The following is a 26,573-nucleotide window of genomic DNA, read 5'->3' on the forward strand; positions in this document are numbered from 1 at the left end:
GCCGGCAGCACAGTTTGGGTCAGAGAGCCAAATATTTTAGCAAACTATTTGCGCGACTAGCCGGATTCGCTTTTCTGCACACGCTTATCGCGTGAGATGCGCGTCTGAATGCATCGCAAAGAGGGGCAGCAACGCGCTTTCGTCGTGCTCTTGCGCGCGCCAGCTGTGAATCAAAGTCAATTCTGCCTATACCTTCCGTTATATTCAGTCGCGCGCCGCATGCTGATAAGCTTCACCACATCCTGATACGTCCGTGCCGTGTGCATGGGCATGGCGGGCGCTTCACCGCATCGCGGCCAGCTGGCGATGCCTTCTCATACCAATCACCCGAGACATCATGCCGAATACGTCGTCCGCGCCCATCGTCGTCATCGCCCCTGACTCGTTCAAAGGCTCGCTCTCCGCGGAGCAGGTCGCGCAATCCATTGCAACGGGCCTTCAGCGCGCACGCGCCGCCGCGACGATCCGCGTCTGCGCGATGGCCGACGGCGGCGAAGGTACGCTCGACGCCATGCTGACGCGCGGCGGCGAACGCCGCAGGCTGACGGTGACGGGCGCCGCGGGCCCGTCGCGCGAAGCCGCAACGGGCCTGCTCGCAGACGGCAGCGCGATCGTCGAGACGGCGGAAGTGGTCGGCATCACAGATCCTGTCGGCATGGGTGTGCCCGTCGAAAAGCGCAGCACGCGCGGCATGGGCGAAGCGATCCGCTCGCTCATGGATGCGGGCGTGCGCCGATTCTTCGTCGCGCTCGGCGGCAGCAGCACGAACGATGGCGGCGCCGGCCTGCTGGTCGGCCTCGGCCTCAAGCTGTTCGATGCGCAAGGCCACGAACTCGCTCCCACACCCGAACAGCTTGCGCAGTTGGCGCGCGTCGATGCGTCGGGCCTCGATGCGCGTCTGCGCGAGACCACCTTTGTCGGCATGTCGGACGTCGACAATCCGCTGACTGGCGAGCACGGTGCGACCGCAATCTTCGGTGCGCAAAAAGGCGTGAAGCCGGAACAGGTTGCGACCATCGACGCCGCCCTCGCCCACTTCGCCGATTTCGTCGAGCCGGCCATGAACCGTGTCGCGCGCAACCAGCCCGGCGCGGGTGCAGCGGGCGGTCTCGGCTTCGCGCTGCATATGCTGGGTGCCGAATTCGAACCGGGCGCGGAAGTGGTCGCGCGCGAGGTCGGGCTCGACGCGGCGCTCGAAGGCGCCAACTGGCTCATCACGGGCGAAGGCCGCTCCGACGTGCAAACGCTGCATGGCAAGGCGCCCTTCATCGCCTGCCGGCATGCGCGTGCTGCGGGTGTGCCCGCCACGCTGCTGTCGGGCGCAGTCGATCCTTCCGCGTTGCCGAAACTCGCTGAGCATTTCAGTGGATGTTTTTCGCCCGCGCCAGGTCCGATCACGCTCGAGGTCGCGATACGCGACGCCGCCACCCTGCTTGCGAACGAAGCCGAACAGATGACGCGACTCAGGTTTGGTCCGCGTTGACCTTGCGAGCGGATGCGGGAACAATCACATCGCGGGACTGCATCCACTCACAACAGGAAGACCATGAAGGCCTCCGACAAAGCCGGACTCGAACAGTTTCTGACGTATCGTCTGCACGTGCTGAATAAACTTTCCGAGCGGGGCATCAGCGAACGGTATATGGCCAAGCTCGACGTGACGCTTCCCGAAGCGCGCGTGATTGCATCGGTCGGATCGTTCGGGCCATTCTCGATCATGGACCTCGCGCGCCACGCGAACCTCGACAAAAGTCAGGCGAGCCGCGCAGCCGAAGCGTTGATCAGACAAGGCCTCGTGCAACGCGAAGCGAGCGCGGAAGATGGCCGCGTGGTGCTCGTTTCGCTGACCACGGAAGGCCGTGCGCTCTACAGGAAGATCATGCCCATCGCGCGCAAGTGGAACACCGATCTGTTCGATTGCCTCGACGAACGCGAGAAGGTCGCGCTCAGCGAAGCACTCGACAAGGTGATCGACAACGCGATCGCACGCAGTACAGCGTAACGGTCAGATCAGACGAAGTCCGGGTCGTGCATCGAACGGCGCTCGCGCTGCGCCGTCGAAACCGTCGTTGCCTAATTCCTTAAACACTCATTCACAAGTTGGCTCGCATCGCTGTTTCGCATGCTTGCGTGCGTTTGGCTTTGCGTGCCTGAGTGTGTCCAACTAGTCGCGATAGGTCGGATCGATTGCATCCACCTGACGCAGCAACGCATTCAGCACATCATCGCCCGCGCCGTGACGCGGATCGAGTTGCAGCGAGTCACGCGTGCAGCGCGCGGCAATGTCGTCGCCGATCATGCGCGCCGGGCCGAGTGCGGCCGTCGCCAGCTGGATTTCGCAGGCACGATTGAGCGTCCAGAGACGCGCGAAGGCTTGCGCAATGGTCTCGCCGATCGCGAGCAGACCGTGGTTGCGCAAGATCAGCAGGCCCCTGTCACCCAGATTGGCAAGCAGGCGCGGCCCTTCATCGGCGCGAATGGTGATGCCTTCGAAATCGTGATACGCAACCATCTCATGCAATTGCGCCGAATAGAAGTTGTTGTTGACCAGCCCGGTTTGCGAGCACGCAACGGCTAGCCCCGCTGTCGTATGCGTATGCATCACGCAATGCGCATCAGGCAGCGCGCGATGAATCGCGGCATGCACGACAAAGCCAGCGGGATTCACGGGATGCGTCGAACCATCGAGCACCTTGCCGTCCACATCGATCTTCACCAGGTTCGACGCCGTCACTTCCGTGTAGTGCAGACCAAACGGATTGATCAGAAAGTGACTGTCCGTGCCCGGCACGCGCACGGTGATGTGGTTATAGATGAGTTCGGTCCAGCCGAGCATCGCGAACACGCGATACGTGCCCGCCAGCCTCACACGCAAGGCGCGTTCGGCATCGGCATGCGTGCCGGTCTCTGAGGTTTGTCTCACGTCGGTCACGGACATTGCACTCTCCCCTTCGCACAATCCGGCGATGCAAACGATGCAAACGCTCGTATAGCGGGTCAGCGCAGAATAGGAGAATCTCGTTGCGCGTGCAACCAGATCGCGAAGCGCAGGAAACAGAAAAAACGTTGCGTAGAAGCGTCGAATGCGCAACCTGAAGGAAATCGTAAACCTTGCTTGCTACGATTCCCGCTCGCGGTTTTTCTCTGACTCCAAGGATCGAAAATGAAGAAGGTTGTTCTGGCACTGGTCGCCGCTGCTGCGGGTTTCGTGAGCATGTCGTCGGCGTTTGCAAACCCGCCGCATCACCACGAGTGCCACAAGGTGCGCGTGCATCACCACTGGGAAAAGCGCTGCCACTAAGCCGGCCGCGCAGCGTCAGTGAGATGCGACAAACCCCGCCACAGAGCGGGGTTTTTTGTGCGCATGATTTCGCCATGCTGCGGAAACGGCATGAACGACGCGCAAAACAAAAAACCCCGCGAGTCGATGACAGGCGGGGTCTCATTTACAGCCAGTACTGCTCTACAACATAGTTGGTGCGAGGGAGGGGACTCGAACCCCTACACCCTTGCGGGCGTCAGGACCTAAACCTGGTGCGTCTACCAATTTCGCCACCCTCGCAGCCGGGCGCCGCATGGAAGCAGCATCCGATGTCTCGTCGGCGTCAGACGTCGCGGTTTCATCGCGATGTCATCTGCGTGGGCAAATCTGAGCCTGTAGGATCAAACCTGCCGCCACCGTGGTCAGACGCACCTTAAAGCACGTCGAACGCGGCACCGCCGAAAGCGTAAGCGCGAGATTCTAACCGATTGGTCTGCGCTTGTCTGCATCTGTCGAATACTGTCGATGCTACAATTTTCGGTCTTGCGTGCACAGCCGTGCGCGACCGCCTCCCCACAAGCCAAACCCGTGAATTTCGACGAATACTGCCTGCAGAAAGCAGCGCCTCCCGGCTCGAGCACCTACTATGCACTGCGCCAGGCGCCCGCCGCCCGGCAGCCGCTGCTCACCGCGCTGTTCGCGCTGCGTCGCGAGTTCGAAGAAACCGTCAAGGAAACCTCCGATCCCACCATCGGACGCACCAAGCTCGCGTGGTGGCAAAAGGAAGCGGCCGCGCTCGCAGCAGGCGAGCCGACCCATCCCGTATCACAGGCGCTGGCTGCACATCTGCCTGACGTGCAGGCCGAATATCCCGCGCTGCAGGCCTTGCTCGCGGGATTCGAGATGGATCTCGACCAGGCGCGCTATCTCGACTATCCCAACCTGCGCCGCTATATGACGGGCGTTGGCGGCAACTTCGCGTCGGTGGTCGCGCGTGCGACGGCGCGTGATCCCGCGCAGGCGCAAGCCTGGGCCGAGCCGCTCGGCGAAGCGTTGATGCTGGCGCAGATCGTCGTCGAACTGGGCAACGATGCGCGGCACGGTCGCATCTATATTCCCATCGACGAGATGCAGCGCTACAACGTGACCGCCGCGGATCTGATCAACCGCAAATACACGGATGCGTTCACCGAGTTGATGCGCTTTCAGACCACGCGCGCCCGCGATGCGATCCGCACCGCGCTCGCCGCCCTGCCCGTCGGCGAGCGTCACTCGCAGCGCACCTTGCGTGCGCTGGCGGCGCTGGCACTGGCGCTGCTCGACGAAATCGAGCGCGACGGGTATCACGTGCTGCATCAGCGCATTGCGCTCACGCCGATCCGCAAGTTGTGGGTCGCGTGGCGCGCCGCGCGCAAGCACTGACCCGCACAGGCATCGACCCTTACGCGCGCAGCAGCGGTAATGGCTGCACATCGTCCTGCAGGACGGCACGTGCATCCAGTTTCAGAAACCCACCCAGTACGGTTGCGTAGAGCCGCCTGAAATCTACCGCGACGGGAAGATTGCCGGCGGCATCGAGTCGCGACAGATCGGGCGCGCGACCATACAGACCGCCCCGCACTGCGCCGCCCATCACGAAATGCGCGGCGGCGGCGCCATGCTCGGTTCCACGATGCAGGTTCTCACGCGCCGACCGGCCAAATTCCGAATACGTCAGAATCAGCGTATCGCGCCAGTGGCCGCGTTGCGTCAGTGCGGCTCGAAGCGCCGCACAGCCGTCGGCGAGTTGTGCGAGCAAGGCTGCATGCCGTTCGGGTTGATTGCTATGCGTATCGAAACCATCGAGCGTCAGCCGGATCGCCCCGTTCAGGCGAGGTGTTCTGCCAAGCCAAATGCTGCGCAACACCTCGTCGATCGAATCGCGAAAGGTGGGCGAGTTGCCAACGTCGAATGTTCGAGTCGACGCGACCTGGCGTTCGTCGGTATCGGCGGAATCAACGTGCGGCGCCGTGTCGGGATCGTCGACACGCGACCACGCGATTTCAGCCTCGTCGCGCGACATCCCGGCACCTGCGAACGGCCCCGCCTCCGCGCTGCCGAGCGAGGCCATCGTCACATCCGGATGTGTGACAGCCCACTGGCCCTTCGCGCGGCTCAGCCAGCCGTCGCGCCGATAGACCTCGGCAGAGGATGCCGTGTCCCAGATCTGCATCGAGCGGAAATGCGATGCCTGCTCCTGCCCGCAGCCCACACCCTGAACGATCGCCAGTTGCCCTTCGCGCCATAACGGCAGCAATGGGCGCATCGCGGGATGCAGCGCCGCTCGCCCAGTCAGCGGCAACACCTGCTCGCGCGGTATCGCGATGCGCTCGCGCAGTGCGTAGTACTGTGGATCGGTAAAAGGAATGACAGTGTTCAACCCGTCGTTGCCGCCCTTCAGTTCGATCAGGATCAGCAGTTTGCGGGCAGGCTCGCGACCCGTTGCGCCCGCATCCACTTGCGACGATATGCCGCCGCTCATCTGTGGCGCAGCGAACACGCGTGGCATCGAGATTGAAGCGCCCGCTGCGGCCGCCATCGTCAGAAACTCGCGTCGCTTCATCGATGCCTCACGAAACAGACTCGAAAACACGTCGGGACGACCTCGGGAATCAACGACTGCGCGCAACGGCAACGGCTAGCGCACCGCCGTCGCGCGAAAGCGTCAACGGACGATCAAAAGTGAAATGCAAAACCCCCAGGTGTCAGCGCTTGTAGAGTTCGCGAACGGCGTCTTCGATATGCTGACGCAAGAGACGCCGTTCTTCGGGCGTCATGTGTCCGTCGCGTCGGCGCTGGTCGAGATCAGGCGGCACGGCAGTTGCTCGCATGATCGTGTCGGACGCCGGGTTGTCGGCGTTGGGATTGTGCGGCTGGCGGCTCGAGCGCATATGCGGACGCTGAGGCGGGCGCGTATCTGTGCTGCGTTCCGTCGAGGAATCGGCATAGGCGGAGGCCGGGCTCAACGCGCTCGCGAACACGATCGCCACTGCTACTGCGATCACGCTCAGGCGCATAGTCGGCCAGACCCCTCCCTTCATCTTGTTCCCTTCGTGGCGCGGCAACCGGCAACCTCAGATACGTGTATTGACTCCGGTTCTCGAAACCGGGTGCGAGAGCTTTATTCGAGTGAAGTATCTACCGAACTGGCGCAAACAGTAAAGGAGTGTAAGCGCCAAGGCTTTACGTCGTGCCACAGGCCGGGTAAATTTTGTAACTGACTGTTACGTGATAATTGGTGCAAACGCGCACCCCTTTCTAATCGCGCTAAGATGCCGACCATGGAAACCAAAAACCCTTCGAAAATCCTCGTCGTCGATGACGACCCGCGCCTACGCGATCTGCTGCGCCGTTACCTCGGCGAGCAGGGCTTCAACGTTTATGTCGCAGAGAATGCGCCCTCGATGAACAAGCTGTGGGTGCGTGAACGTTTCGATCTGCTCGTGCTCGACCTGATGCTGCCGGGCGAAGACGGTCTCTCCATCTGCCGGCGTCTGCGCGGCAGCAACGATCGCACGCCGATCATCATGCTCACCGCCAAGGGTGAGGATGTCGATCGCATCGTGGGCCTCGAAATGGGCGCCGACGATTACCTGCCCAAGCCATTCAATCCGCGTGAGCTGGTCGCGCGCATTCACGCCGTGTTGCGCCGTCAGTCGCCGTCCGAATTGCCGGGCGCACCGTCGGAAACGTCGGAAGTCTTCGAGTTCGGCGAATTCGCGCTGACCCTCGCCACGCGCACGCTCACCAAGGCGGGCCAGGAAATCCCGTTGACCACGGGCGAATTCTCGGTGCTCAAGGTATTCGCGCGCCATCCACGTCAACCGCTGTCGCGCGAAAAGCTGATGGAACTCGCGCGCGGTCGTGAATACGAAGTGTTCGATCGCAGTCTCGACGTGCAGATTTCGCGTCTGCGCAAGCTGATCGAACCGGATCCGGGCAGCCCGCGTTTCATCCAGACCGTGTGGGGTCTGGGCTACGTGTTCATTCCCGACGGCGCAGCCTGAGTTTGCCGTTCCAGTTGTCTCTCTTCAATAAGAAGGCCGCATGCGGATCGACCGGCGCCTCCTGACGCTCGCGTTCGGCGGCCTGTTCTGGCGAACGTTTCTGCTGATCGCGCTCCTCATCGCGGTCAGCCTCGCCGCATGGTTCCAGAGCTTTCGCGTGATCGAGCGCGAGCCGCGTGCACAACGCGTCGCGCTGCAGCTCGTCGCGATCGTCAAGCTCACGCGCACCGCACTCCTCTATTCCGATCCCGATCTGCGGCGCGCACTGCTGCAGGATCTGGAGAGCAATGAAGGCGTGCGCGTGTATCCGCGCGAAACCACCGACAAGTACAAGCTCCAGCCCGACGAATCGCTCAATCGTTTGATCGAACATGACATTCGCGGGCGTCTCGGCGACGACACGATCATCGCGCAGTCGGTGAACGATATTCCCGGCGTGTGGATCAGCTTCAAGATCGACGACGACGATTACTGGGTCGCCCTCGACCGCGATCAACTCGATAGCGTCACGGGTTTGCAGTGGGCCGGCTGGGGTATTTTCGCGTTGGCGCTGTCGCTATTCGGCGCGGCATTCATCACGAGTCTCGTGAACCGTCCGTTCGCGCGGCTGGCGATGGCCGCGCGCAAGGTCGGCTCGGGCCAGGCGCCCGAGAAACTGCCCGAGCGTGGCATGGGCGTCGCGGCGGAAACCAATCGAAGCTTCAACCAGATGGTGCAGGATCTCGAGCAACTCGAAGCCGATCGCGCGCTGATGCTCGCCGGTATCTCGCACGATCTGCGCACGCCACTCGCGCGTCTGCGCCTGGAGACGGAAATGAGTCCGTCGGATCAGGCGACCAAGGACGCGATGATCGACGACATCGAACAGATGGACATGATCATCGGGCGCTTCCTCGACTACGCGCGCCCGGTTTCGCGAAACCCTGAACCGGTGGATCTCTCGGTGATCGCCGGCGAACTGGCCGCACGCATGTCGAGCGAAGACGGCATGCGACTGGTCACGCGCCTTGCACCCTCCGCCGTGATCGAAGCAGACGAGACGGACATCAGACGCGTCGTCGGCAATCTGATTGAGAACGCACGCAAGTACGGTCTATCTGAATCGGATGGTAGCCCGCATGTGATTCTTGAGCCGCGTGTCTCGCATTCTCGCGTTGAGCTATCCGTCGTCGATGAAGGTCCGGGCATTCCGGAAGATCAACTCGCGCTCGTCACGCGACCGTTCTATCGCGTGAATTCGGCACGCACGCAAGCGAACGGAACGGGCCTTGGCATGGCGATCGTGCAGCGGCTGGTCGGGCGTTATCGTGGTGCATTGCGGTTGCGTAATCGCACGCCGCTGCCCGGCCTCGAAGTCACGATTGAGTTCCCGCTCGCCCGAAGCGTCTGAAATGAGCAGATAGCCGGCGGAAATATCCGCCTCGCATTTTCATCTGCCACATTTTTGAGCAAATTATTCCCCGCATCTGTGCAAAAACGATCGTTCTAAAATGCACTATCGATGTGTTCGAGAAAATCTATCTACGTTGTTAGATAAAAACTATTGAGTCGATTGACTAATAGAGTTATAGTTTTCTTCGTGACACGCGTTCGTTATAGCCAGCGTGTAGTTTGAGCGGGCTGTTTTGAATCTTCTTTGCCACTTCTCAAGGAGTCAACGCATGAAAACTGTCGGCGATAAGCTCGAAGCCTTTACCGTCACCGCTGCGAAGCCGGGTTTCAACAACCACGAAGAGAACGGCGTGTCGGCGTTCGAAGAAATCACCGAATCGTCGTTCCCGGGCAAGTGGAAGATCATCTATTTCTACCCGAAGGACTTCACGTTTGTTTGCCCGACGGAAATCGTCGAATTCGGCAAGCTGGCGAAGGACTTCGAAGAGCGTGACGCGATTCTGCTCGGCGGCAGCGTCGACAACGAATTCGTCAAGCTCGCATGGCGCCGCGAGCACAAGGACCTGAGCAAGCTGAACCACTACGCGTTCGGCGACGTCAAGGGCGAGCTGATCGACCAGCTCGGCGTGCGCGACAAGGAAGCTGGCGTCGCGCTGCGCGCCACCTTCGTCGTCGATCCGGACAACACGATCCAGCACGTTTCGGTGAACAACCTGAACGTCGGTCGTAACCCGGAAGAAGTCCTGCGTATCCTGGACGGTCTGCAAACGGACGAACTGTGCCCGTGCAACCGCGCAGTCGGCGGCGCGACGCTGTAATACCGTGCAGCTGAAAGCCCGCTAAGCTTGAAAAGGCCAGCGGGCTTTTTTATCGGTTATTTGATAGGAGATATCAATGGAATTCATCGCCGCGATTAAGGAGTGGATCCCCGATTACGCGAAAGACATTCGCCTGAATCTGGACGGCACGATTGCGCGCTCATCGCTGGAAGGCAACGATGCCGTCGGCGTCGCGCTCGCCGCCGCGTTCGCTGCGAAAAGCCCGAAGATCATCGCCGCGATCCGCGAATCCGGTGTGCTGTCGCCGGAAGAAGTCAACGGCGCGCTGACGGCGGCCTCGCTGATGGGCATGAACAACGTCTGGTATCCGTACCTCGACATGGCGGACAGCGCCGATCTCAAGTCGCAGCCGGCTGGCTTGCGCATGAACGCGTATGCGTCGCATGGCGGCGTCGACAAGCGCCGCTTCGAGATGTTTGCGCTCTCGGCATCGATCATCGGCAAGTGCCCTCATTGCGTGAAGTCGCACTTCGAGACGCTCGTCGCCGAAGGCATGAGCTCGACGCAACTGCGCGACGTCGGCCGTATCGCGGCCGTCGTCAATGCGGCGGCACAAGTGATCGTCGCTGAAGGCAAGTAAGCCTGGCGCTCGCCTCTCCCGCACGATCAAACACGCCACGCCATGCGTGGCGTTTTGCATTGGTCGCGATGTAGTTAGCGAGACTGAGTTTGCGTTTGCGTTTGCGTCCTCACAGCGGGCAATCTGCGTGCAATCGCTGCCTCGAGCGGCTTTTTCAGTTCGAGCAGGGGCTTTTCGATCAGATGCCACGACAGATGTGCGAGCAGCACGGCGAGCGCGAATTGCAGCGTGAGTGCGAATAGCGTTGGCATCCACGACGGCGCATGCAGCCAGGCAAACCAGGATGGCACGTGACCGAACTTCGCCGGAATCAGGTTGTGAAACAGATAGAAGCCGTAACTGATCTTGCCGAGATAAGCGAGCGGCTCGCACTCCAGCGCTCTCACGACAAAGCCGCCAGGACCGCCGACGATCCACGCGAACAGCATGCACAGCGACAGCGCGAGGCCAATCTCGATCCATGCGGAATTAAGCATGCGCACTGGCAACGTCCATTGATCCCAGATCGGCAGCGTCGCAAACAGCAGCATACCGAGCGCGCCGGCGCTCCCGATCGACGAACGCCCACCGGCGATCCCCTGCCGCCTCATCACGCCGCACAATCCACCTAGCGCAAGCAGCGCGGCGTTCAACGGCGAGAACGCGTAAAGCAAAGGCTCGCTGGCATCGGCGGCATGCATCGCAAGATGACCTATGACGCCGGCTACGACCATCAGCACACACACCCTCCGCTGCTTCGAGGCCGGCGTCAACACCAGCAAAAATGGCGCGACGAGATAGAACTGCTGCTCGACGGCGAGACTCCAGAAGAGCGAGACCGACCCCGGCCAGCCGTCCTTCACGACACCGATCCAGTAGATCGACAGAAAAGCGAAGTGCCACGCGAGTCCAAGATCGACATCGCGCTGATAGAACAACGCATGCGCGATCGACAGCGCGATCAGCAACAGATAGTAGATGGGGAAAATGCGCAGTGCGCGCTTCATGAAAAACACGCACATCACGGCCTGGCGCCGCGCGCTGCCCGCCTCGATGCGCAGACGGTCGCGATGCAGTTCGCCGATGATCAGAAAACCGCTGATCAGAAAGAAAATCCACACACCGAGCTTGCCGACGTCGATGGCTTCGACGTGCGCCTTGTGCGACAGGAACACCAGCACGACAGCCAGCGCTCTGAGCCCATCGAGGCCACGCACGTGGCGCTTCGCGTGTCCCGCATGTTCGACGTGCGTATCGACCGCCGCCCTTGTCCGTCCGCTTGACTTCATGCGGCCCACTGTAAACGGACAAATATCGACAAAAATTCGCAGCGGCCGAATTCGGGTTTTTTAACGCATTTTCGCGCGCGAAACCGGCAAATGATGCATGTTCACGCGCGGGCCAGGCAAATCTGACCCGCTACAACGAGACGCTCAAGCGCGCAGCAACAGCGCCGCGGCCTGCGCTTCGATGCCTTCGCCACGGCCGAGATAGCCGAGCTTTTCGTTGGTCTTCGCCTTCACGTTGACGCGCTCGATGGGCAAACCGAGGTCTTCGGCGATATTTGCGCGCATGCCTTCGATATGCGGCGCAAGCTTCGGCGCCTGCGCGATCACGGTGCTGTCGACGTTCTGGATCGTGAAGCCCGCCTTGGCGATGCGCGCCGCGCATTCGCGCAGCAGCACGCGGCTGTTGGCGCCTTTGAACTCCGTCGCCGTATCGGGAAAGTGGCGGCCGATGTCGCCGAGCGCGGCGGCACCGAACAGCGCGTCGGTGATCGCGTGCAGCAGCACGTCGGCATCCGAGTGGCCGAGCAGCCCGCGCTCGTACGGAATCGTCACGCCGCCGATAATCAGCGGGCGTCCCGGCACCAGTGCGTGAACGTCATAGCCTTGTCCGATTCTCAAATCCATATGCGTGGGGTTCCGTTGTTTCGTGAAAGCGTTGTGATGATGCTGCCGCCGCACAGGCTGCCTGCCCGCGTGACACGGACGGCATGCCCGTCAGCTCGACGTGCCGCGCGCGAGAATCGCTTCGGCCAGTTCGAAATCTTCGGGATATGTGACCTTGAAATTGCGCAAACTGCCCTGCACCAGTTTAGGCGCGTGTCCCGACCATTCAATCGCGCTGGCTTCGTCGGTGAGATCGTGGCCGTCGCTCTGGGCGCGCAGGATCGCCTCGCGCAACATGCCGATGCGGAACATCTGCGGCGTCTGCGCCTGCCACAGGCCGTCGCGCGGCTCGGTGTGGTCGCTGCGGGTGTCGGTGTTCGGCGTCACGCGCTAGAGCGTATCCGCGACGGGCAGCGCCATGATGCCGCCCACGGGATCGTCCTTCAGCGCGCCGCCCAGCGCGCGGATCAGCCCCGGCGTGATGCCGGGACGCGCGGCGTCGTGCACCAGCACCCAGTCGTCGTCGTGGGCGTTGAATTCGGACAGCGCGTGCAGCCCGTTGAGCACGGAAGCCTGCCGCGACGCGCCGCCGCAACGCTGCACGGCAAAGCGCAAGCCGGCGAAGCGGCGCGCGTCGAAGTGCTGGTCGTCGGGCGCGAGCACGACGAGCGTCTGCGTGAACTCACTGCAGGCGTCGAAGGCGGCGAGCGAATAGTGCAACATGTCGCGTCCCGCGACGGTGCGATATTGCTTGGGCATCGGCGCGCCCGAACGGCTGCCGGTGCCGGCGCAAGGGATCAGTGCAAAAAGGCGGGAAGTCACGGAACAGACGCGTTGCAGGTGAAAGTAAAGGACGGATTTTATAATAGGTCTCCGGCACGCATAGCCGAGCACGCGTAAACTTGCCGATTACGCACTTTCAGCGTCACGTCCACGCGGCGTCCGCTGGGGGTTTTCATTGGTTTTCGCAGTTGTGTCCCGCAGCGCTTGTGCTGCAGCTTTTGTGCTGCAGATTGATGCAGTAGACCGTTGAATCGTCGTTCATTGGCGCCACCCAAAGGCCGTTTCCCTTTTATGCCCGACATCGCCGCATCCACGCAGTCTTCCTCCTCAACGCCCGTCGCGCTGGTCAAGGCCGGCCAACGTTTCGTGTTCGATGGCCCGCACGGGTCGTCCGACGCGCTGCTGATCGCGCGCTATCACCTCGCGCACAAGGCGCAGATGCCGCTGCTGGCGGTGGTCTGTGCGAGCGCTGTCGATGCGCAGCGGCTCACGCAGGAACTCGCGTTCTTCGCGCCGGAAGCGCGGGTGCGTCTGCTGCCCGACTGCGAAACGCTGCCCTACGACTCGTTCTCGCCGCACCAGGATCTCGTGTCCGAGCGTCTGGCCACGCTGCACGATCTCGGCGAAGGCCGCTGCGACATCCTGCTGGTGCCCGCCACGACGGCCTTGTACCGCATGCCGCCCGCGTCCTTCATGGCCGCGTATACGTTTTCCTTCTCGCAGGGCGCGCGTCTCGACGAAGCGAAGCTGAGAGCACAGCTGACGCTGGCCGGCTATGAGCATGTAAGCCAGGTCGTGCGTCCCGGCGAATACTGCGTGCGCGGCTCGCTGATCGACCTGTTCCCGATGGGTTCGCCGCTGCCGTACCGGATCGACCTGTTCGACGATCAGGTCGATTCGATCCGGGCGTTCGATCCCGATTCGCAGCGCAGCCTGTATCCCGTGAAGGACGTGCGCCTGTTGCCCGGCCGCGAGTTCCCGTTCGACGAAGCCGCGCGCACGGCATTTCGCAGCCGCTGGCGCGAAGTGTTCGAGGGCGACCCGAGCCGCGCGTCGATCTACAAGGACATCGGCAACGGCGTGCCGTCGGCGGGTATCGAATACTATCTGCCGCTGTTCTTCGAAGAGACGGCCACCCTCTTTCACTATCTGCCCGACAACGCGCAACTGGTGTTCGTCGGCGATCTGGATGCCGCTATCCGGCGCTTCACAGCGGATACGAAGCAGCGCCACGGTTTTCTGTCGCATGACCGCGACCGGCCGATTCTCGAACCGAAGCGCCTGTTCCTGTCGGACGAAGATTTCTATACGTTTGCCAAGCCGTTCGCGCGCCTGTCGCTGCCGGGTAATGCGGGCGGCGGCTGGGCCGTGCCGCTGCCGAATCTGGCCATCGACCGCCATGCCGACGATCCCGTCGCCGCCTTGCGCGCGTGGCTCGCCACCACGCCGAACCGCGTGCTGTTCGCGGCGGAATCGGCGGGCCGTCGCGAGACGATCGCGCAACTGCTCGCGGACAACGAACTGCGCCCCGCTTCCGCCGACAGCTACGCCGACTGGCTGACCTCCGACGCGCGCTTCGCGCTCGGCGTCGCGCCGCTCGCGAATGGCTTCGCCGTGCCCGCCGAAGGCGTCGCGATCCTCACCGAGACGGAACTGTACGGCCCGCTTGCGCGTCGCGCGGGACGCCGCCGCCAGGAACAGGCGAGCAACGTCGATTCGATGGTGCGCGACCTGTCCGAACTGAAGGTCGGCGATCCCGTCGTGCATTCGCAGCATGGCATCGGCCGCTACATGGGCCTCGTGACGATGGATCTCGGCGAAGGCGAAACCGAGTTCCTGCACCTCGAATACCAGGGCGACAGCAAGCTCTACGTGCCCGTCGCGCAATTGCATGTGATCTCGCGCTACAGCGGCGCCGACCCTGAAAGCGCGCCGTTGCATGCGCTCGGTTCGGGACAGTGGGAAAAAGCCAAGCGCAAGGCCGCGCAGCAGATCCGCGATACCGCCGCCGAACTGCTGAACCTGTACGCCCGCCGTGCCGCGCGCGAGGGCCACGCGTTCGCGCTCGAACCGCGCGACTACGTGAAATTCGCCGAAAGCTTCGGCTTCGAGGAAACACCCGATCAGGCCGCCGCGATTGCCGCCGTGATCGGCGACATGACGAGCGGCAAGCCGATGGACCGCCTCGTGTGCGGCGACGTCGGTTTCGGCAAGACAGAAGTGGCGTTGCGCGCGGCCTTTATCGCCGTGATGGGCGGCAAGCAGGTCGCGCTGCTCTCGCCTACCACGCTGCTCGCCGAACAGCATACGCAGACCTTCACCGACCGCTTCTCCGACTGGCCGGTGCGTATCGCGGAACTGTCGCGCTTCAAGACGGGCAAGGAAGTCAGCGCGTCGATCCAGCAGATCAACGAAGGCAGCGTCGATATCGTGATCGGCACGCACAAGCTGCTGTCGTCGGATGTGCAGTTCAAGCGGCTCGGGCTCGTGATCATCGACGAGGAACACCGTTTCGGCGTGCGCCAGAAGGAAGCGTTGAAAGCGCTGCGCGCCGAAGTCGATGTGCTCACGCTTACCGCGACACCGATTCCGCGTACGCTCGGCATGGCACTGGAAGGTCTGCGCGACTTCTCGGTGATCGCCACCGCGCCGCAAAAGCGGCTCGCGATCAAGACCTTCGTGCGTCGCGAGGAAGATGGCGTGATCCGCGAAGCGATGCTGCGCGAACTGAAGCGCGGCGGCCAGGTGTACTTCCTGCACAACGAAGTCGAGACCATCGAGAATCGCCGGCAGATGCTCGAAGCGCTGGTGCCGGAAGCGCGCATTGCCGTGGCGCACGGCCAGATGCACGAACGCGAACTGGAACGGGTGATGCGCGATTTCGTCGCGCAGCGCGCCAACGTGCTGCTGTGTACGACGATTATCGAAACCGGCATCGACGTGCCGAGCGCGAACACGATCCTGATCCATCGCTCAGACAAGTTTGGTCTCGCGCAGCTTCACCAGTTGCGTGGCCGCGTCGGGCGCTCGCATCACCAGGCGTACTCGTATCTGCTGGTGCACGATCCGCAAGGGCTGACCAAGCAGGCGCAGCGTCGGCTCGAAGCCATTCAGCAGATGGAAGAACTCGGCGCGGGCTTCTATCTGGCGATGCACGACCTCGAAATCCGCGGCACGGGCGAAGTGCTCGGCGACAAGCAGTCGGGCGAAATCCACGAGATCGGTTTCCAGCTTTATACCGACATGCTCAACGACGCCGTCAAGGCACTGAAGAACGGCAAGGAGCCGGACCTCACGTCGCCGCTGGCTGCCACGACCGAGATCAACCTGCATACGCCCGCGATCCTGCCCGCCGATTACTGCGGCGACGTGCAGGAGCGTCTGTCGCTCTACAAGCGGCTCGCGAACTGCGAACACAGCGACGCTATCGATGGCATCCAGGAAGAGCTGATCGACCGTTTCGGCAAAATGCCGCCGCAGGCGCATGCGCTGGTCGAGACGCATCGCTTGCGGCTGGCTGCGAAGCCGCTCGGCATCTCCAAGATCGATGCGGGCGAAGCAGTGATCGGCTTGCAGTTCATCCCGAATCCGCCCATCGACGCGATGCGCATCATCGAAATGGTCCAGAAGCACAAGCACATCAAGCTCGCGGGCCAGGACAAGCTGCGTATCGAATCGCGCAGCCCGGACTTCACGGTGCGTGTCGCGACCGTGAAGGAAACGCTGCGCGCGCTCGGCGCGCCGGCGAAAGGCGCGGCAGGTCAGCGCGTCGCTTCGTAACGCTGCCGCATGACGGGCGTGCCTGATACGGCATCGATCGTCGACCTGCTGACGGCGCTGGTGCGCGTGCCGAGCCGTGGCCGGATCGATGCGCGCACGCCTGTGCTGGCATGCATCGAAGCGTGGCTCGACGCGCATGACGTGCGTTCGCGCCGGATCGTTTCCGCTACAGGCGAGCCGCTCGCCCTGCACGTAGCGATACGCGGCGGCGCGGGCGCGGGTCCGCACTATCTGCTCAACGCAACCTTGGACACGGCCGGCTTCGGCGACGAAGCGACGTGGACCTGGCCGCCGTTGAGCGCGCACATCGAAAACGGCTGGCTATACGGGCGCGGCAGCGCCGACAGCAAGGCGGCCGTCGCGATCTTCGCGCATCTCGCCGCGGCGTTCTCGCAACGTGCAGCGGCGCTCGAAGGCACGCTCGGCGTGCTGTTCGATCTCGATGAACACACGGGCCGTTTCGGCGGCGCGCGCGCCTTCTTCGATGCACCCGATGCGCCCAGACCCGACGGCGTACTGATCGGCTATCCCGGCATCGACCGGATCATGGCCGGCGCACGCGGCTTCCTGCGCGCGAAGCTGATCGTGCACGGCGTGGCGGCGCACTCGGGCGCGAGCAGCACGCGCGGCATCAATGCAGCCATACGCGGCGCGACGCTCGCCGCTGCATTGGACGGATGCACCCTGCCCGCCGATCCCGCATTCGGCCGTCCCGCGCAGTTGACCGTCACCGGACTGCGCGCGGGCGACGGCACTTACACCAGCGTGCCGGATCGTTGCGAACTCAATCTTGATTGCCGCCTCACCCCTGCCTTCGACGCGGATGAAGCAAAGCGGCTGATCGAACGTATCGTTCGCGATCAGGACGTGCACATCGCTCCCGAACTCGCAACGTCGATCGAATGGATGCCGGGCTGGCCCGCGTACCGCGTACCGGATTCGCATCCGATGACAGATGCGCTGCGGCGTGCCGCGCGCAGTGAACTAAGCGCGGATCTACCGCTGGCCGTCGCGGGACCGTCGAATATCGGGAATTACCTCGCGTCGCTCGGTGTGCCCGCGCTATGCGGCTTCGGTGTGCGCTGCGAAGGCATCCATGCCGCCGACGAACGTATCGAACTCGCCAGCATCGTGCCTGTCTATCGCATCTATGAACGCGCCTTGACGATGCTGCTCGCGCCCGAAAACGGCCCTTCGTGACCCGCGTCAGCCAGCGTTTTCAACCCGGGCCGCCGATTGCTGCATCGCGCAAAGCCCCGTCCCGCAAGCCACCGGGCTTTATGAGCTTTGGCTAATTAAGCGTTATTTGGGGATGATCGAAAGACACACAAGCTGGAGCCAAAGTCATGTCTCAGGTCGCTGACCAAGCGCTATCTGCCCAAACGTCTTCCTCTTCCGCAGCTTCCGCCGGTACGTCTTCTCCCGCTTCGCTTCCCTGGGTCAACCGCCTCGTATCGTTCGATACCGTCAGCCGCAATCCGAATCTCGGCCTGATCGAAACGGTGCGCGACGCGCTGCGTGAACGCGGCATCGACGCCACGCTCACCCACGACGAAAGCGGCAAATGGGCGACCCTGTTCGCGACCATTCCGGCGCATGACGGCGAGACCAATGGCGGGATCGTGCTATCGGGCCACACGGACGTGGTGCCGGTGGACGGCCAGAACTGGGACAGCGACCCGTTCAAGCCCGAAGTGCGCGGCGACAAGCTCTATGGGCGCGGCACCTGCGACATGAAAGGCTTTATCGGCGCGGCGCTGACGCTCGTGCCGCAAATGCAGCAGACCAGACTCGCCAAGCCGATCCATCTGGCCTTTTCCTTCGACGAAGAAGTGGGTTGTGTCGGCGCGCCGCTGATGATCGCCGATCTGATGAAGCGCGGTGTGAAGCCGGATGGCTGCATCGTCGGCGAGCCGACCAGCATGCGTCCTATCATCGCGCACAAGGGCATCAATGCGTATCAATGTTGCGTGCGTGGCTTCGCGGCACATTCGTCGCTGACGCCGAAAGGACTGAACGCCATCGAATACGCGGCGCGGCTGATCTGCTACATCCGCGATATGGCCGACCAGTTCCGCGAGCACGGCCCGTTCGATCAGCTCTACGATGTGCCATTTACCACGGCGCAAACCAGCACGATCAAGGGCGGCAACGCGATCAACACCGTGCCCGCCGAATGCAGCTTCGAATTCGAGTTCCGCAATCTGCCGACGCTCGATCCCGAGCCGATCTTCGCGCGCATCGACCAGTACGCGCGCGAGACGCTGTTGCCGAAGATGAAGCGCGAGCACGAAGCCGCTGCCATCGAATTTACGAAAATCGCCGCCGCGCCCGGCCTCGATGCCACGGAACAGGCGGCCATCACGCAACTGGTGCGCGCGCTGACCGGCGATCAGGACAAGCGCAAGGTCGCCTACGGCACGGAAGCGGGGCTGTTCTCGCTGGCGGGCATTCCCGCCATCGTGTGCGGTCCCGGCGACATTGTGCAGGCCCACAAGGCGAACGAATTCGTCACGCTCGATCAGCTCGCGCAGTGCGAGCAGTTCCTTGGCAAGTTCATTCACAGCATGTCGGTCGATGCGCACGCGCATTGATCGACGCACGACATAACAACATCACAACAACAAGGCATAACACGCGGACCTCACCTACCGACGACGCACGCCATGTCCACCGCCACGCCGCAGCACACTGACCACACGATCGACGGCGAGCCGATCCCCACCCTCGACGACATCGCTTCGCAGCATTTCGCGCTGACGCCGTGGGTGGTGCGAACCCCCGTGTTCGACCGGCTGGATTTTCCGACGCTCGAAGGCACGCTGGTCAATTTCAAGTTCGAGCTATTGCAGGCAGGCGGCAGCTTCAAGGCGCGCGGCGCGTTTTCGAATCTGCTCGCACTCGACGAAGCCCAGCGCAGCGCGGGCGTGACCTGCGTGTCGGGCGGCAATCATGCCGTGGCGGTTGCCTATGCGGCGATGCGCATGGGTGTCAGTGCAAAGGTGGTCGTGATGCATGCGGCGAACCCCGCGCGCGTCGCGCTGTGCCGCCAGTATCGTGCCGAAGTCGTGATGGCCGACAACGTCGAAGCTGCATTCGAGATCGTGCGCCGTATCGAGGCCGAGGAAGGCCGCTATTTCGTGCATCCGTTCACTGGTTACCGTACCGTGCTCGGCACGGCGACGCTCGGCTACGAATGGGCGACGCAGACGCCCGATCTCGATGCCGTGATCGTGCCGATTGGCGGCGGCGGTCTGGCGGCGGGCGTTTCGACAGCACTGCGTCTCGCCAATCCGCGCGTGCATGTGTATGGCGTCGAGCCGGAAGGCGCCGACGTGATGAGCCGCAGCTTCGCCGCGAATCACACGCTCAGCATGAGCCATATGCATTCGATCGCCGATTCGCTGAAGGCGCCGCACACGGAGCAATACAGCTACGAGTTGTGCCGCCGCCATGTCGACCGCATCGTCACGGTCACCGACGATGCCTTGCGTGCAGCCATGCTGACACTGTTCACGCAACTGAAGCTGGCCGTCGAACCGGCATGCGCGGCAGCCACGGCGGCCCTGCTCGGCCCGTTGCGCGAGCAGTTGCAAGGCAAACGCGTCGGCGTGCTGCTATGCGGGACCAATACGGACCCTGTCACGTTCGCTGCGCACATCGAGCAGGCGCGCGCCGCCGAAGTCTAGGCGCCACGCGCCACGCATTCTTACAACACCTTGCCGTTACAAGGACGGCACGCTATTGCACACGAACACTCGCTGCATGCATGGCAGGCCCGCCGTTTGCAATCCCCGACGGTTCCTTTTCACTTCTGCGACATGGCGGCCAGATCAGGCTCGCATCTGAAGGTTCACTGCGATCGGGCGCCAAATCATTTCACGCTGCGCCGATCGTTGGCTATCATGTCGCCATCGACTTCAAGGAGAACTGCCCGATGAGCATCGTCAAGGAATTCAAGGAATTTGCCCTCAAAGGCAACGTCATGGACCTCGCAGTCGGTGTGATCATCGGCGGCGCGTTCTCGACGATCGTCAATTCCGTCGTGAAGGATCTGATCATGCCCGTCGTCGGCGTGGCGACGGGTGGCCTCGACTTCTCCAACAAGTTCATCCTGCTCGGGCACATACCCGACAACTTCAAAGGCAACCCCGAATCCTACAAAGACCTGCAGACGGCAGGCGTCGCCGCGTTCGGCTACGGCTCGTTCATTACCGTCGCAATCAACTTCGTGATTCTTGCCTTCATCATCTTCATGATGGTCAAGTTCATCAACAAGCTGCGCACGCTCGAACCCGCTGCGCCGCCGGCACCGCCGGCGCCCACGCCGGAAGACGTGCTGCTGCTGCGTGAGATCCGCGATTCGCTGAAACAGCCGCGGGTCTGACGGCATCGACGCGGCGCCCGCGCGCCGCGCAGTCAGCGAGCACACAACACGAAGGGTCTGTTGCGCCACGCGCGCAACAGACCCTTCGTGCTTTCACCGGATAACTTCGAGCGGATGGCGTCTTCCGAGCGCCATTAGTTCGTTCTCGCCTCGCCCGCGCTTTTCTGCGTCTTCACCACTGCCGCGCCTTCGATCACCTGCTCGAGTTGCGAGAAGTTGACGGGCTTGGTCAGGTGCGATGTGAAACCCGCCTCCAGGCAGCGCCGGATGTCTTCGTCGCTGCCGAAGCCCGTCAGCGCCACAGCGGGCGAATCGTCGCGTTCGCGGAAAACCTAGATGAAGTCGAGGCCCGTGCCGTCGGGCAAGCCCACGTCGCTGACGATCAGATCGAACGTGGCGCTTTGCGTGGCGGCGATCGCATCGGCGACGCGGCCCACGCCTTCCACTTCATGGCCGAGCGTGCGCATCAGTTGCGCCATCACTTCCGCCGTATCCGCGTGGTCTTCGATCAGCAGGATCGTCAGGCCGCCCGAAGACTGCGTGATCGCCGCCACGGGCGCGACGGGTTCGGCGAGCGGCTCTTCGGCGGTGGGCAGCGTGATCGTGAAGGTCGCGCCGCAATGCGCGCCGGGGCTTTGCGCTGTCACCGTGCCGCCATGCGCGTCCGTCAGCGCCTTCGTGATGGCCAGCCCCAGCCCGAGCCCGCCGAACTGCCGCGACATGTTCTGGCTGCCCTGCTCGAACGCATTGAAGAGCTTGCCGATCTGCTCAGGCTCGATGCCCACGCCCGTGTCTTCAATGGAAATCTGCACGTGCATCCGTTCATCGCGGGTGCGCACATAGATGTGGCCGCCGTCCGGCGTGAACTTCGCGGCATTGCGGATCAGGTTCCACAGCATCTGCTGGAGCCGCGCGCGGTCGGCGATCACGAAATGATGCTGTGCGCTCTTGCTGACATGCACGTCCTGCTGCTTGGTCTGAATCTCGCTGCGGAACAGTTCGAGCACGCTTTCGATCACGTCATGCACATCCACGGTTTCCAGCGACAGACGCAGCTTGCCGTTCGCCACCCGCGTCAGATCGAGCAGATCGTCGATCAGGCGCGCTTCCAGTTCGACGTTGCGGCGGATCATCACGACGCCCGCGCGCACCGCATCGGGCACGTCCTGCATCATCTCGAGCATGCGCGCGCCCGCCAGCACGGGCGTGAGCGGCGTGCGCAACTCGTGCGACAGCATCGCAAGAAAACGGTCTTTGGCGCGGTTCGCCTCTTCGGCTGTCTGGCGCGCGGCCTGCTCCGACGCGAGCAGGCGGTCGCGCTCCTCGATGGCTTCACGTTGCGAATGGATGTCCGTGCAACTGCCGAACCATTTGCTAACGGCGCCGTTCGCGTCACGCATCGCGGCAATGCGCGCGTCGACCCAGCGATACGCACCGTCATGGCGACGGATACGGAATTCACTGCGATAGTCGCCGCCATCGCCGCGCACCGTTCTGAGCCAGCTGCGGCGCGTGGCTTCGCGATCGTCGGGATGCACGGCGTCGAGCCACGCGAGGCCCAGCGCCTGCCTGTCGTCGTGCCCCGTGTATTCGACCCATTGCTTCGAAACGAACTCGCAATCGCCGTTCGCCGCGCACGGGAAAACGAGGTGCGGCAGCGCTTCCGACAGCATCCGGTAATGCGCTTCACGCTCGCGCAGCAGCAGCGCTTCCGCCGATGCCCGTTGCAGCCGCGTCTGCGCCAGCACCCGTTCGACGGCTTCGGGCAGATAGTCGAGATAGTCGCCCGCTTTGGGCACGACGTCGGACACGCCCGAACGCAGCGCTTCGATCACGCGCGATTCGTCGGTAAAGCCGGTGACGAGAATGGCGGGAATGCGCACGCCTTCACTGCGCAGGCGACGGAAGAAATCGAGCCCCGTTTCCGCGCCGTCGAGCTGATAGTCGAGCACGATCAGGTCGGGCGGATTCGCGACGATCGAGCGGTGCGCGGCCTCCAGGCTGCTGCTCAGTTCGACCCGGCAGCCGGCGCGCTCCAGCGACTTGCGCGCAAGGCGCAAGATACCTTCGTCGTCGTCGACGACGAGCACGAGAGCGGCGGGTAGCGAGGTTGCGTCTTCTGTCATGCCAGATGAGTCGGTCAATGAAACGGATCGGAGACTGCGGCAGCGCGGCCGTCATGCCGGATGCATCGCCGCATGCCTGCTTCAGCGCAGCACGGCGTACGCCCGATTATGCTGCGGGCGCGTAACGCTGTCCCGGCGGCAGCTTGACTACCTGCAGGAAAAAACCCAGCCGCCGCACGGCTTCGATAAACGCATCGTATTCGACCGGCTTGGTGATATACACGTTGCAGCCCAGTTCGTAGCAGCGCTCGATCTCACGCGGATCGTCGGTGGTGGTCAGCACGATGACGGGCATCGACGCCGTCGCCGACGACTCCTTCAGCCGCCGCAGCACCTCGAAGCCATCGACACGCGGCATCTTCAGATCCAGCAGCACGACGTAGTTCGCCAGTTCATCGCGCGCCGGACGGCCGTTCGTGTGCCCGCCTGCATGCGGTTCGCCGAAGAAATAATCGAGCGCTTCCTGGCCGTCGGCAAAGCGGATAAAACCGTTTGAAATGCCCGCGCGCCGCAGATTGCGCTCGACGAGCGTGGCATGCCCGTCATCGTCCTCGATCAGCACGATGCCGACCGACTTGCCGACCGCTTCCCCGTGTGACATGTTTCCTCCGGCGCCCTTGCGCCGCATCTGGACGATGCGTTGCGCGTGAGCTGCGACTGCGTGAATGGTACGACTCGCTGCCCGCTATTATGCGGCTGTTGGCTTACGGCTTCTTGCACCTTTACACATGCCGGCAGCCGTCTGGCATGCGTCTCAGTGGCGCATCGGCTGGTCGGGCAGCGTGACGAAGAAGGTCGATCCCGCGCCCTCCGCCGATTCGACCCACACGCGCCCGCCATGCCGCTCGACAGTGCGCCGCACGAGTGCAAGCCCAACGCCATCGCCCTGCGCGACATCGCCATGCAGCCGCTGGAAGGCGCGAAACACTTTCGACATGTACGCGGCCGGAATGCCGAGGCCATTGTCGCGCACAAAGTAGGTGCGCGTGCGCGGCGCCGACGACTGCGGACTCTCGTCGTGACCGCCGTCCAGCGCGCCGATTTCGATGTGCCCCGGCCGCGCCGGATCCAGAAAATTGATCGCGTTAGACAGCAACTGGCCAAACAGCTGCTCGATAGCGGACGGATCGCCCCACGCGGTCGGCAACTCGCGCACGACGACCTCGGCATGGCGCGCCTCGATGCGCGACTGCAGCGCGTCGACGGCGCGCGCGACCAGGCGGCCCCCGCTCACGCGCTGCCATTGATATTCGAGCCGGCCTGCGCGCGAGATGCGCAACAGCGCCTCGATGATCGCCGCGGCGCGCGTCACCGACGAGCGCACGAAGCGCAGCGATTCCTGCACGTCGCCATCGAGCACGTGCGCGAGCCGGTTGTGTTCGTCGGCGGGCAGATTCGCGCCGACCACGGTCGCGCGCAGTTCATCGCACGAAACCTGCAGTTCTTTCGAGAAGCCCTGCATGTTGACCAGCGGCGAGCGCAGATCGTGCGACACGCTGTAGATGAACATCTCGTTGTCCTGCGTCTCCTGGCGCAGCGTCTCGTTGACGCTCGCCAGCTCCGCCGCGCGTGTTTGCAGCGAGGCCTTCAGCGCGGCCTGATTCTGGTCGGCCGTACGCAGCAACTCGCTCGTGCGATGCAGTGCCGAATCGAGCGCGGCGATTTCGTCGTTGCCCGCCAGCGGCGCCGGCAGCGGCTGCGCGTGGGCAAGACGCTGCGCGTTCTCGGCGAGCACATCGAGCCGCCGGCCGCTCCCGCGTGCGAATGCGAAGGCCGTGCCCGCCCACAGCAGCATCGAGCCGATCACCGCGCCGATCAATGCGTATTGCTGGCGCTGGCGCGTTCTGGCAAGCGTGGCGTTGCGTTCGGTTTCGAGCCGCGAGGCTGCGTCGATGAAAGCCGTCAACTGTTCGCGAAAGCGCACCACCTGCGCGGGCAGATCGCCGCCTTCAAGCGTGGCGAACGGCTTCATGGTCGCGCCCATGCGCAACGATTGCGCGACGGACAGTGTCTGCTGGCGGTAGCTGTCCACCTCTTCGCGCATGCGCTGCACGCGCAGGATCTGCTCGGGCGTGTCGGCAACGCCCTCTTCGAGCCGCCCGAGCCGGTCACCGATATCGACCCACGCCGCATGCCGGTCCATGAAGGACGGATCGCCCGTGGCGATGCCCGTGCGCACCCGCGCGACCTGCCGGAGCACGGGGTTTTCGAGTGCGGCCGCCTGATACAGGATCTGCTTGCTGTCCGCCGAACGTTCGACGGCACGCGTGGTTTGCGCCTGCATGTCGAAGACGACGCCGAGCAGCACCAGTTCGATGGCGCTCGGCAACGCGATCAGCAATAGTCCTTTTGAGAACAGTTTCATGAATGGCTGGCGCTATGCGGCACGAACGTCCGGCGCGACCCGCGCCGCTTCCGTTCTCCTGGACGACGGCGCAGTCATGCGCGATGCGCATGCATGGCCGCCGTGCGGCGCGTGTCTAACGTCGCCGCGTGGCAAACGCTATCAATATTTTCACTCATATGCCACGGCCGGCCGCGCGCCCGGCGGTCCAGAGGCTGGACCGATATTGCTGAAAGCCGCACCACGACTGGGACGCGGCCATTATCGACGGGTGCAGCGGATATTTCAATGCGCGCCGAGGAAGGGGTGGCGCACATAAAAATGTCTTTTTTTACGGGTCCGGAAACACGCGCAGCGCGTGTGAGTCTATTATTGAGACCAGATGCACAGGGGATGCGAAAGCGCACGGCGACGCGATTCGGCCGGGTTCGCACGGACGATGGAGTGAGACAGACGAATCACCGTGTATCCGGCAGTTTCGTATGCTATAAAAGATCGACGTGCGGCGCGCGAAGCCGGGAGTGGTCGCATGAGGACGCTGCGTTTCTTGCAATTCTTTTTCAGGCGAGTATCTATGTCCTTCCCGAAAAAGCGCAGACGCGCGAAGGTGGACGGCGATGAGTCGTTCCTCGCTGTGCTGCGACATTTCAAGCCGTTCGGTCAGCTCGACACCAAGATTGCGCGCGCCCGCGCGCAGGATGAGCCTGTGCTGTATGCGCATGTGCTGCCGGGACTCGACGTTCTGCTATGCAGTGTGAGGGGCGCGCAGCCGCCCTATCCCGCTGTTGCCGAATTGCGGCGGCGCTGTATCGAATCGATCGCCAATGCGCTGGAGCAGCCGCTCGATGGACTGGAGAACGGCGGTTACTGGTATGAGGCCGACGGGTTCGGTTTTCTCGTGTTTGCCAGTCGCGCGAGGTCACGGATTTTGCCTGAATTTGGTGCTACGCGGACGGCGGCTAGCGCGCGCCGGGGCGTTAGACGGGATGCGGCGGCTGGGGATCCTACGCCGAGGTCTTTGAGGTAAGGGGTCTTTTCGCTGCGCGGGGTTTGGTTTCGCTGGCATCCGCGATTTGCCTTCGCACTTCACGCGTCGCCCCTGTGCGGGGCAGCACCTACTTTTCTTTGCCGCGGCAAAGAAAAGTAGGCAAAAGAAAGCCGCT

Annotated in this window: 21 protein-coding genes, 1 tRNA gene and 2 pseudogenes; 14 read left to right on the plus strand and 10 right to left on the minus strand. The window is 63.1% G+C overall.

All coding sequences use genetic code 11. The features are described from left to right. Positions 1-337 precede the first annotated feature (337 nt). Both DK391_RS29565 and DK391_RS29570 read left to right on the plus strand, forming a co-directional pair. Positions 338-1,483, plus strand: coding sequence for a glycerate kinase (locus tag DK391_RS29565; RefSeq protein WP_109481549.1), 1,146 nt, complete (start codon positions 338-340; stop codon positions 1,481-1,483). Between the two features lie 63 nt (positions 1,484-1,546). Continuing rightward, positions 1,547-2,002 (plus strand): MarR family transcriptional regulator, encoded by a 456-nt coding sequence (locus tag DK391_RS29570; protein WP_109481550.1) that lies wholly within the window; start codon positions 1,547-1,549, stop codon positions 2,000-2,002. Between the two features lie 162 nt (positions 2,003-2,164). On the opposite strand, the gene DK391_RS29575 is transcribed toward DK391_RS29570, so the two are convergent. Next, positions 2,165-2,938, minus strand: coding sequence for a class II aldolase/adducin family protein (locus DK391_RS29575; protein ID WP_109481551.1), 774 nt, complete (start codon positions 2,936-2,938; stop codon positions 2,165-2,167). A 225-nt stretch (positions 2,939-3,163) separates the two neighbouring features. On the opposite strand from DK391_RS29575, the gene DK391_RS45015 reads away from it, so the two are divergent. Further along, entirely contained in the window at positions 3,164-3,301 is a 138-nt protein-coding gene (locus DK391_RS45015) for a hypothetical protein (protein WP_204117465.1), read from the plus strand. 174 nt (positions 3,302-3,475) lie between these two features. Here DK391_RS45015 and DK391_RS29580 read toward each other — a convergent pair. Beyond that, positions 3,476-3,562, minus strand: a tRNA-Leu gene (locus DK391_RS29580). Between the two features lie 288 nt (positions 3,563-3,850). Here DK391_RS29580 and DK391_RS29585 point away from each other — a divergent pair. Next, on the plus strand, positions 3,851-4,684 hold the full coding sequence (locus tag DK391_RS29585; protein WP_109481552.1) for a squalene/phytoene synthase family protein: 834 nt from the start codon (positions 3,851-3,853) through the stop codon (positions 4,682-4,684). Between the two features lie 19 nt (positions 4,685-4,703). On the opposite strand, the gene DK391_RS29590 is transcribed toward DK391_RS29585, so the two are convergent. Together DK391_RS29590 and DK391_RS29595 are read right to left on the minus strand one after the other, a co-directional pair. Continuing rightward, the gene (locus DK391_RS29590; RefSeq protein WP_109481553.1) at positions 4,704-5,864 is read right to left on the minus strand and encodes a DUF1501 domain-containing protein; all 1,161 of its coding nucleotides are present in this window, start codon (positions 5,862-5,864) and stop codon (positions 4,704-4,706) included. Positions 5,865-6,006: 142 nt separating this feature from the next. Further along, complete coding sequence (locus tag DK391_RS29595; RefSeq protein ID WP_109481554.1) at positions 6,007-6,342, minus strand: hypothetical protein; 336 nt, start codon at positions 6,340-6,342, stop codon at positions 6,007-6,009. Between the two features lie 240 nt (positions 6,343-6,582). Between DK391_RS29595 and ompR the strand changes: the two genes are divergently transcribed. The 4 genes from ompR (at position 6,583) to DK391_RS29615 (ending at position 10,119) form a co-directional block, all read left to right on the plus strand. Further along, a complete protein-coding gene (gene ompR / locus DK391_RS29600; protein ID WP_109481555.1) occupies positions 6,583-7,308 on the plus strand; it encodes a two-component system response regulator OmpR in 726 nt (241 codons plus the stop codon). Positions 7,309-7,348: 40 nt separating this feature from the next. Next, positions 7,349-8,698: an ATP-binding protein gene (locus DK391_RS29605; protein WP_109481556.1), complete on the plus strand. Its 1,350-nt coding sequence runs from the start codon at positions 7,349-7,351 to the stop codon at positions 8,696-8,698. A gap of 271 nt (positions 8,699-8,969) precedes the next feature. Next, positions 8,970-9,518, plus strand: a complete 549-nt coding sequence (locus DK391_RS29610) for a peroxiredoxin (protein WP_109481557.1) — start codon at positions 8,970-8,972, stop codon at positions 9,516-9,518. 76 nt (positions 9,519-9,594) lie between these two features. Beyond that, a complete protein-coding gene (locus DK391_RS29615) occupies positions 9,595-10,119 on the plus strand; it encodes a carboxymuconolactone decarboxylase family protein (protein ID WP_109481558.1) in 525 nt (174 codons plus the stop codon). A gap of 74 nt (positions 10,120-10,193) precedes the next feature. Here DK391_RS29615 and DK391_RS29620 read toward each other — a convergent pair whose 3' ends face one another. The 3 genes and pseudogenes from DK391_RS29620 to ispD all read right to left on the minus strand — a co-directional run bounded on the left by DK391_RS29620 (position 10,194) and on the right by ispD (position 12,812). Then, positions 10,194-11,387, minus strand: coding sequence for an acyltransferase (locus DK391_RS29620; protein ID WP_109481559.1), 1,194 nt, complete (start codon positions 11,385-11,387; stop codon positions 10,194-10,196). A 144-nt stretch (positions 11,388-11,531) separates the two neighbouring features. Then, on the minus strand, positions 11,532-12,011 hold the full coding sequence (ispF, locus tag DK391_RS29625; protein ID WP_109481560.1) for a 2-C-methyl-D-erythritol 2,4-cyclodiphosphate synthase: 480 nt from the start codon (positions 12,009-12,011) through the stop codon (positions 11,532-11,534). Positions 12,012-12,101: 90 nt separating this feature from the next. Beyond that, positions 12,102-12,812 (minus strand): annotated as a pseudogene (gene ispD / locus DK391_RS29630) (2-C-methyl-D-erythritol 4-phosphate cytidylyltransferase). A 252-nt stretch (positions 12,813-13,064) separates the two neighbouring features. Here ispD and mfd point away from each other — a divergent pair. The 5 genes from mfd (at position 13,065) to mscL (ending at position 20,940) form a co-directional block, all read left to right on the plus strand. Further along, on the plus strand, positions 13,065-16,553 hold the full coding sequence (mfd, locus tag DK391_RS29635) for a transcription-repair coupling factor (protein ID WP_109481561.1): 3,489 nt from the start codon (positions 13,065-13,067) through the stop codon (positions 16,551-16,553). Positions 16,554-16,562: 9 nt separating this feature from the next. Then, positions 16,563-17,753: a M20 family metallopeptidase gene (locus tag DK391_RS29640; RefSeq protein WP_109481562.1), complete on the plus strand. Its 1,191-nt coding sequence runs from the start codon at positions 16,563-16,565 to the stop codon at positions 17,751-17,753. A gap of 146 nt (positions 17,754-17,899) precedes the next feature. After that, positions 17,900-19,147 (plus strand): acetylornithine deacetylase, encoded by a 1,248-nt coding sequence (gene argE, locus DK391_RS29645; protein WP_109481563.1) that lies wholly within the window; start codon positions 17,900-17,902, stop codon positions 19,145-19,147. A gap of 72 nt (positions 19,148-19,219) precedes the next feature. Beyond that, the gene (locus DK391_RS29650) at positions 19,220-20,242 is read left to right on the plus strand and encodes a threonine/serine dehydratase (RefSeq protein ID WP_109481564.1); all 1,023 of its coding nucleotides are present in this window, start codon (positions 19,220-19,222) and stop codon (positions 20,240-20,242) included. Positions 20,243-20,490: 248 nt separating this feature from the next. Further along, on the plus strand, positions 20,491-20,940 hold the full coding sequence (gene mscL / locus DK391_RS29655) for a large conductance mechanosensitive channel protein MscL (protein WP_109481568.1): 450 nt from the start codon (positions 20,491-20,493) through the stop codon (positions 20,938-20,940). 134 nt (positions 20,941-21,074) lie between these two features. On the opposite strand, the pseudogene DK391_RS29660 reads toward mscL, so the two are convergent. From DK391_RS29660 to DK391_RS29670, 3 genes and pseudogenes are all read right to left on the minus strand, one after another. Continuing rightward, positions 21,075-23,066 (minus strand): annotated as a pseudogene (locus tag DK391_RS29660) (response regulator). Positions 23,067-23,172: 106 nt separating this feature from the next. Next, positions 23,173-23,667 carry a response regulator gene (locus DK391_RS29665; RefSeq protein ID WP_109481569.1) on the minus strand — a complete coding sequence of 165 codons (495 nt, stop codon included), beginning with the start codon at positions 23,665-23,667 and terminating at the stop codon, positions 23,173-23,175. Positions 23,668-23,820: 153 nt separating this feature from the next. Beyond that, a complete protein-coding gene (locus DK391_RS29670) occupies positions 23,821-25,431 on the minus strand; it encodes an ATP-binding protein (RefSeq protein ID WP_109481565.1) in 1,611 nt (536 codons plus the stop codon). A gap of 508 nt (positions 25,432-25,939) precedes the next feature. Between DK391_RS29670 and DK391_RS29675 the strand changes: the two genes are divergently transcribed. Beyond that, positions 25,940-26,437, plus strand: coding sequence for a hypothetical protein (locus tag DK391_RS29675; protein ID WP_109481566.1), 498 nt, complete (start codon positions 25,940-25,942; stop codon positions 26,435-26,437). The last annotated feature ends 136 nt before the right edge of the window (positions 26,438-26,573 follow it).

The organism is Paraburkholderia sp. C35 (genome assembly GCF_003121405.1).
In the GTDB taxonomy this organism is placed as follows: Bacteria; Pseudomonadota; Gammaproteobacteria; order Burkholderiales; family Burkholderiaceae; genus Paraburkholderia.